General features: G+C 47.2%; 7 protein-coding genes. 3 read left to right on the top strand and 4 right to left on the bottom strand.

Annotated features, from left to right (window positions below; translation table 11 throughout):
- Both VN105_RS24785 and VN105_RS24780 read right to left on the bottom strand, forming a co-directional pair.
- On the bottom strand, nucleotides 1–409 hold a 409-nt coding region (locus tag VN105_RS24785; RefSeq protein ID WP_325645298.1), incomplete at its 3' end, for a hypothetical protein.
- Between the two features lie 41 nt (nucleotides 410–450).
- On the bottom strand, nucleotides 451–2328 hold the full coding sequence (locus VN105_RS24780; RefSeq protein WP_325645296.1) for a helix-turn-helix transcriptional regulator: 1878 nt from the start codon (nucleotides 2326–2328) through the stop codon (nucleotides 451–453).
- A 208-nt stretch (nucleotides 2329–2536) separates the two neighbouring features.
- On the opposite strand from VN105_RS24780, the gene VN105_RS24775 reads away from it, so the two are divergent.
- Nucleotides 2537–2872: a DUF4870 domain-containing protein gene (locus VN105_RS24775; protein ID WP_325645294.1), complete on the top strand. Its 336-nt coding sequence runs from the start codon at nucleotides 2537–2539 to the stop codon at nucleotides 2870–2872.
- A gap of 15 nt (nucleotides 2873–2887) precedes the next feature.
- On the opposite strand, the gene VN105_RS24770 is transcribed toward VN105_RS24775, so the two are convergent.
- Nucleotides 2888–3802 (bottom strand): helix-turn-helix domain-containing protein, encoded by a 915-nt coding sequence (locus VN105_RS24770; RefSeq protein ID WP_325645292.1) that lies wholly within the window; start codon nucleotides 3800–3802, stop codon nucleotides 2888–2890.
- A gap of 40 nt (nucleotides 3803–3842) precedes the next feature.
- Nucleotides 3843–4733: an NAD(P)H-binding protein gene (locus VN105_RS24765; protein ID WP_325645290.1), complete on the bottom strand. Its 891-nt coding sequence runs from the start codon at nucleotides 4731–4733 to the stop codon at nucleotides 3843–3845.
- A gap of 180 nt (nucleotides 4734–4913) precedes the next feature.
- On the opposite strand from VN105_RS24765, the gene VN105_RS24760 reads away from it, so the two are divergent.
- Together VN105_RS24760 and VN105_RS24755 are read left to right on the top strand one after the other, a co-directional pair.
- On the top strand, nucleotides 4914–5951 hold the full coding sequence (locus VN105_RS24760) for an aldehyde reductase (protein ID WP_325645288.1): 1038 nt from the start codon (nucleotides 4914–4916) through the stop codon (nucleotides 5949–5951).
- 147 nt (nucleotides 5952–6098) lie between these two features.
- On the top strand, nucleotides 6099–6795 hold a 697-nt coding region (locus VN105_RS24755), incomplete at its 3' end, for an AraC family transcriptional regulator (protein WP_325645286.1).

Here is a 6795-nt window from a genome sequence, read left to right as displayed (position 1 = left end):
TATTTTTACTGAGGGAGATGAGGAAACGAGGCGCCTCGTTTGTTACAAGCCATACATTGTTTGCAGTGATATCAATGTTCCTGACCCAGGTCCATTCTTTTGTTTCCGTAGACGCTTTGTTCTTATGCGCTACTACAATATGCGCTTCACTAAAGGTAACATCTGCATCAAAGTCAATTTTCTTTGCCATCGTCACCGAGGAGAAATGATACAGCGGCACCAGTATCACTATGGTAAAGACGAAAAAGTAAATCAATCCTGAAAGCAAAAAACCTGGCGGGTTCAACGGGAAAATGTACGCGATGATCAGCATCGCGGCTAAATATCTCCATATACTTCTCTTAAAGAAAAAGTAAATCTTCGCTTTTAGTACACTGTTATAATCTATCGTTATTCTTTTTGTTACCATAACATGATTTAATAATGATTAACAAACGGTTTCCGGCTTGCTCAGGCAAGGCTTTGAATATACTGGTCCAGTTGCTGGTCTTTTTCCAATCCAAGTTTTTGTTTGATACGGTAACGGGCCATACGGATGCTTTTGGGCGCTATACCGAGCCGCATGGCTACTTCTTTATTGGAAAGGCCCATCAGGATATAGGAGCAGTACTTGAGATCCAGCCTGGTGAGACTATTTTGCGCTTTCTGTTGCAGCTGTGAAAAGAAATCAGGATGTATTTCTGCAAAATCGGATTTCAGGGTTTCAAAATCTTCATCCAGCCGCTGGTCCTCGCTGATGATACGGTCCATTTGCCGCAGGATGTTACCGTTCCCGGCTTCGCCCGTTATTTTATTCCGGAGCGTAAGCAGCAGTTCACTCTTTTCCTGTACCCGCAACGTACCTGCCAGCAACTCTTTATTGAGGCGTTGCTGCCGTTCCAGCAGTAATTGCTGTTCCGCCTGCAGGCGGGCGGCTTCTTCCTCCCGCAGCCGCGCCTCCAGTTGCGATTGCAGGCTGGCATCTTCTTTTTCCCTGGCCAGCAGCAACTGGCGTTGTTTAGCGGCTTTCAGCCGGAAGTGATAGGAGCGGAACAGGAATACGAATGCTATCAGGCCAACCACGATGAGGCAAAAATAAATGAAGTTAAGCTGTTTGTTAAATGCCGCTTTTTCCTTCAATACCGTGAGTGCCTGTTCTTTTTTATCGGATTCATATTGGGCTGCCAGCTTATTGATACTGGTAAGCTTACTGGAATTAAAGTAAGCCTTGTCGTATTTCATGTAATCCTTGTAGTACCGCAGGGCCTTGGCGGTATTCCCGCTTTGCTCGGCAACGCGTGCCAGGCCGGACAGCATGCGGGCTTTGGTAAAGTCGCGCGTGGTGGAATCTTCTTCCGCTTTTGTAAGCCCCATCAGCAGTATTTTTTCCGCTTCATTGTACCTGCCCTCCTTCATGGCATATTCGCTTAATATACCGTAGCAGTTAGCTACCACCTCAGGGTATCCTATCTGCCAGGCAATGGTCAGCGCAATATTGATATATTTTTCTGCACTGTCTTTATAAGCAGCGGGATAATACTCAAAGTATATATCCCCGTTATTGAGCGCAGCTACCGCGGCGGTATTACTGAATATGATCCTGCCTTCCTCTTTGCGGGCCACTTCCAGGCACAGGTGATTGTAGTAAAGCGCTGAATCCAGCAAAGAACGGGTGGCGGTATCGGCCCGGTAGCGCTCCAGGAAAGCATTGCCCAGCGCCTGGTAACCCCGGCACAGGTCGTCGGGATCATCGCTTTTCAAAGCCGTTTGCCAGCTTAAGCGGATATACTTGTTGTAATTATCTATATCATGGTTGCTCCAGTAAATACCGGCAATATAATAGTAGGCAATATTCTCATAGTTATAGGCTTCATTTCCCTCCAGTAACTGCAGGGATTTCAGCAGGCTGGCCATTGACTGGTCGTACTTCTCATCTGAAAATTCAAGTATTCCCTTGCGCAGCCATACAAAGCCCTTCACCAGTTTGTTATCTGTGCGCCCGGCATAATATAAGGCGCTGTCGATAGCAGTATGAACTGCCGCATAATTTTTTACCTGGTCATACAGGTAAGCCAGCGTACCATAGGTAAACGCCTTGTATTGTCCATCCTTTAAGGAATTTCCGGTCACCAGGGCCTGTTGCTCCAGGCTGATGGCTTCATGCACATTTTTATAGAACAGGGCTCTTGCCAGTTTGGCGGTGGTCATGATCCGGCTTTCCGGACTGGTATCTGCGGCAAGGGCATGTCTCAGGGAGTCGATGAGTACAGCCTGAGCAGCGGCTCTGCCGGAGCAGATGCCCAGGAGTAAAATTAAAAAGGAAACCTGTAGACGCCTGGTAGTTATCATGCAGCAAAAATAGGGGTTCTGATGGAACGGATGGAACATGAGTGATTAATATAACTTATCCGTAAATAATTGAAGGGTAACTAATCATGCTTTTCGTAGACGCATTGTAGATGCGCCTTTCCGGGGTAGTAGACCCTCTGTAGCTGCCTGAAATTAGTTTCAGCGGGTATCTGGAAATACTTTTGGGCTATATCAAAATACGATATTCATGACAAACAGAACCCTCGCCATCATTTCCTACATTACCCTGATAGGTTGGATTGCTGCCTATCTGGAATACAAGAAAACAAAAGAAAGAAACCCGCTGGTCAGCTATCACCTGGGGCAGTCGCTTGGTATTATTATTTTCTCCGTGGCGCTTGCCGTTATTACCGGTATTGTAGCAGCTGTTATTCCTTCGCTGGGTACTGTTTTATCTGTAGCCGGCCTTCTTCCATTGATCCTGATTATATTTGGCATTATTGCCGCTAACAATGAATCCAACAGCCCCATTCCCGGTATAGGGAAATTTTTTGAAGGAAAATTTGATTTCATCAACCGGTAATTCTCCTGCCGGTGGTTAGTTAAAAGTGGCTTTGAATGCCAGGGGCGACAGCCCCGTTTTGGATTTAAAGAAGCGGCTGAAGGATTGGGGATGCTCAAATCCCAGTTCATAAGCAATTTCACTGACCGACAATGCCGTGGTGGAAATTTTTTCTTTTGCTTTCTCAATCAGGCTGTCGTGGATATGTTGCTGGGTATTTTTTCCGGTTAAAGTGCGTAGTAAGGTGCCCAGGTAATTGGGGGATATATTCAGTGCATTGGCCATATACTGTACTGTTGGCAGTCCGTTTTGCAGCAGCTGGTTACTATCCAGGCAGCCGGAAAGGATTTCCTCAAAGCGGGCCAGGATATGATGATTGGTGATTTTCCGTGTTACAAACTGCCGCTGGTAAAAGCGTTCGGCATAGTTGAGCAGGGATTCTATTTGCGGAATGATGATGCTTTGGGTGAACTTGTCGATAGAAGAATGATATTCCTTCCGGATGATATCTATAATGTTGTTCAGTACTGCTTCTTCTTTCGGCGAAAGGAACAGGGCTTCATGAACGGCATAGTCAAAGTATTCATATTTCCTGATGGTTTTGGCCAGGGGGGTATTCCAGAGAAAATCCGGATGTATGAGTAACACCCAGCCGGAACAGTCGGCTGGTTTCCCGGCTGTATGTTCAATGCTGAACAGCTGGCCGGGAGCTACGAAGAACATTACGCCGGCGTCAAAATCGTACTGCTGCTGCCCGTATTTAAACCTGATATCCTGGTGCCGTTTGAGGGCAATAGAATAAAAGTCAAGCAGCAGCGATTCTGCTTTCCCGGTGTAGCTGATATCTTCTACGTTTACAACGCTGATGAGCGGGTTTTCCGGTTCCGGTAATTCCCTGTAGCGGTGAAACGCTGCTATGCTGTGTATCCGTTTCGGCTGGTGGTTACTCATTTTTTATATTTGACCAGGTTAAGATGCCTGTAATATGTTATCAATTATTTTTGCTGTTGTAAATAACCGCAAATTCCCTGGCATAATCCTCCAGTTTTATTTTCCCGTATTCGGGGTGGTGATGAACAAGGTCTTCCGCCAGTTTCCCGTTATGCAGGCAGCTGAATAACTCTGTGAGATATTGTGCCAGTAAAGGAGGAACGCCGGCCTGTAAATGCCTGTTTTTAGCGTCTTCGTCGGAAATCAGGCGCCATTCAAGGTCCGGGATACCGATTTCCCTGCCTATTGCCGCGGCTATTTCGTTGCAGGTCCGTTCATCGCTTATTACATAACGGATTTTCCGGTGTGTGCCGGGTTGTTCCGCTTCATCTGCAATGGCTGCTGCAATATCACCGGGGTGCACCAGTTGTACCACGTCGTTTGCGCCATAGTTGGCTGCAATGAATCCCTGGTTCCTGATCATATCAGCAAAAGCAAGCAGGTTGTAATAAAAGGAACCGGGTCGCATGTGGGTGATCTGAACGTTTTCCAGTTTATTCAGGATCTCTTCCACGTAATGGACGCCCAGGATGATGCCGGTGCCTTTACTGAGATGCGCGCCGAAACTGCTTAAATTAATGACACGTTTCACACCTGATTGCCTGATAGCTTCCTCATAGTTTTCGCCAATGCTCCTGTAAAACTCCTGCAGGTCCGCCGCGCCAAAAAACGATGGCACCATGGTGTAAACGATATCCGCCCCGGCGAAAGTACGCGTCAGCAAATTTACATCTTCTACGGAACCTGTAACAGCTTTTGCTCCCATCGATTCAATAACGCCTGCATTGTGTTGTTTACTGGTGATCACGGTCACCTGGTGTCCGTTTGCCACCAGCTTTGGTACGAGTGGCCTGCCAATGTTGCCAACAGATCCGGTTACTACAATTTTCATGTTGTTTGCTATTTGTTTACACAAATTTCCAAACAATCACTCTGCAGGAGATAACCAAATCATTGGTTGTTGTAACCAAAGTGTGCATGTACACGCGGATACATAAACATTGGACTTTTAAACAAAACCTTGTGTATAGTTAGCCGGTAATTTTGCATAGGAATAAACAATTTCAGAAACATGAACCATCATAAATTGGTACTGGTAACCGGTGGCAACGGTTATGTGGCCATACATTGTATATGGCAATTATTGCAGGAAGGATATGCCGTGAGAACAACTATCCGTTCGGAAAAACGGAAGGCGGAGGTGACAGGTATGCTCAAAGCTGCCAGGGTAGCGGATTCTAGCCGCCTGTCTTTTGTGATAGCCGACCTGGTGCGGGATGCGCAGTGGAACGAGGCAATGGCGGGTTGTACCTATGTGCTGCATGTGGCCTCCCCCATATTCCTGGAGTTGCCGGAAAGCGAGGAAGAGATGATCCGCCCGGCGGTGGATGGCACCTTGCGGGTGTTGAAGGCGGCGAGGGATGCAGGCGTGAAACGGGTAGTGATGACTTCCAACTTTGGTGCGGTAGGATACAGTCATAAGAACAGGAACACCGTGATCACGGAAGAGAGCTGGACAGATCCCAACGAGAAAGGGCTCTCCGCCTATAATAAATCAAAGGTGCTGGCGGAAAAGGCGGCGTGGAACTTTATCAGGCAGGAAGGCGGGCCGCTGGAACTCACGGCCATTAATCCCATGGCTATTTTCGGACCGTCGCTGGGGCCGGCATTATCCGCCGCGCATAGCCTGCTACAAAAGGTAATGGATGGCAGCATGAAGGCGTTGCCGGATATCAGGATGGGCATTGTGGATGTGAGGGATCTGGCAGATCTGCACATCAGTGCCATGATTACTCCCGCAGCCGCGGGGCAACGTTTCCTTGCACTATCCGGAGGTACAATGTCGTTATTGGAAATTGCAGCGCTGCTTAAACGTAAAATGCCGCAGGCAGCCGGCAAGGTGTCTGCCCGCAGCCTGCCTACGTGGTTACTAAAAGCAAGCGCGCTGTTTAATAAACAAGCTAAAAGCATACTGCCTTTAGTGGGCATTTACAGGAATGCCAGCAACGAAAAGGCCCGGAAGCTGTTGGGATGGGCGCCAGGAAGCAATGAGGAAGCCGTATTGGCAACAGCAGAAAGCCTGATCAGTTTCGGGCATATAAAACCTTAGCGCGGGAGAAATGCAGTTATGATACAGTTGCGAAAATGAAACAAACAATATAACTTACTGTGGCCACATCAATGATTGACGCAACTGCGCAGCCTTTCCTGCATGGCAGGCACTGGCGGAAAGATGTGGCGTAATACCTGAAACAGCATGCATCTTACAGAAATTAAATCCTGTTATATTGGTCCGCAAATATCTCCCGAGCAATTTGTGCCGGAGCACTTTTTTTTATATCTCATTAAAGGAACGATAACAGGGTACGACGGTCACCGTAAGTATACTTTAACGCCGGGAAACTATTGCATGGTGCGTAAAAACGCACTGGCCAGGTATCACAAACAAAAAGAAAACGGGGCATTTGAAAAAGTGGTGGTGATCCTGGACGAAAAGTTCCTGAAAGCATTTCAGAAAAAGCATTCCCCGGTAATGCAGCTGCATCGGCAAAAGGAAGCTTTCCTGTTGCTGAAGAAGGATAAAATGATCCATGAATTTATCCGGTCGCTGGCAAATGATTATAATGGAGAAGGAAAGATCAGTGAGGCCCTTGCCGATGTGAAACGGGAAGAACTGCTGCTTATTTTGCTTCAGCAACAACCAGGGCTCGCGGGCATTTTATTCGATTTCGGGCAGCCGGAAAAAATTGACCTGGCCGATTTCATGAACCACCATTACAAATTCAATGTAAGTATTGAACGCTTTGCCTACCTCACCGGGCGCAGTTTATCGGCCTTTAAACGTGATTTCTTTGCGTTGTTTTCAGAAACGCCTGGTCATTGGCTCACTCAAAAGCGCCTGAAGGAAGCCTATTTCTTATTGGAACATACATCCGTTAAGCCATCGGAAGTAT

The organism is Chitinophaga sp., from assembly GCF_035564935.1.
Taxonomy (GTDB): domain Bacteria; phylum Bacteroidota; class Bacteroidia; order Chitinophagales; family Chitinophagaceae; genus Chitinophaga.
Note: the sequence above shows the minus strand (reverse complement) of the source record. Positions and strands in the feature narration are given on the sequence as shown.

Excerpts from the sequence above, each read along its gene's own strand:
- VN105_RS24780 (WP_325645296.1), bottom strand. The coding sequence starts at position 2,328 with ATGATAACTACCAGGCGTCTACAGGTTTCCTTTTTAATTTTACTCCTG.
- VN105_RS24775 (WP_325645294.1), top strand. The coding sequence starts at position 2,537 with ATGACAAACAGAACCCTCGCCATCATTTCCTACATTACCCTGATAGGT.
- VN105_RS24770 (WP_325645292.1), bottom strand. The coding sequence starts at position 3,802 with ATGAGTAACCACCAGCCGAAACGGATACACAGCATAGCAGCGTTTCAC.
- VN105_RS24765 (WP_325645290.1), bottom strand. The coding sequence starts at position 4,733 with ATGAAAATTGTAGTAACCGGATCTGTTGGCAACATTGGCAGGCCACTC.
- VN105_RS24760 (WP_325645288.1), top strand. The coding sequence starts at position 4,914 with ATGAACCATCATAAATTGGTACTGGTAACCGGTGGCAACGGTTATGTG.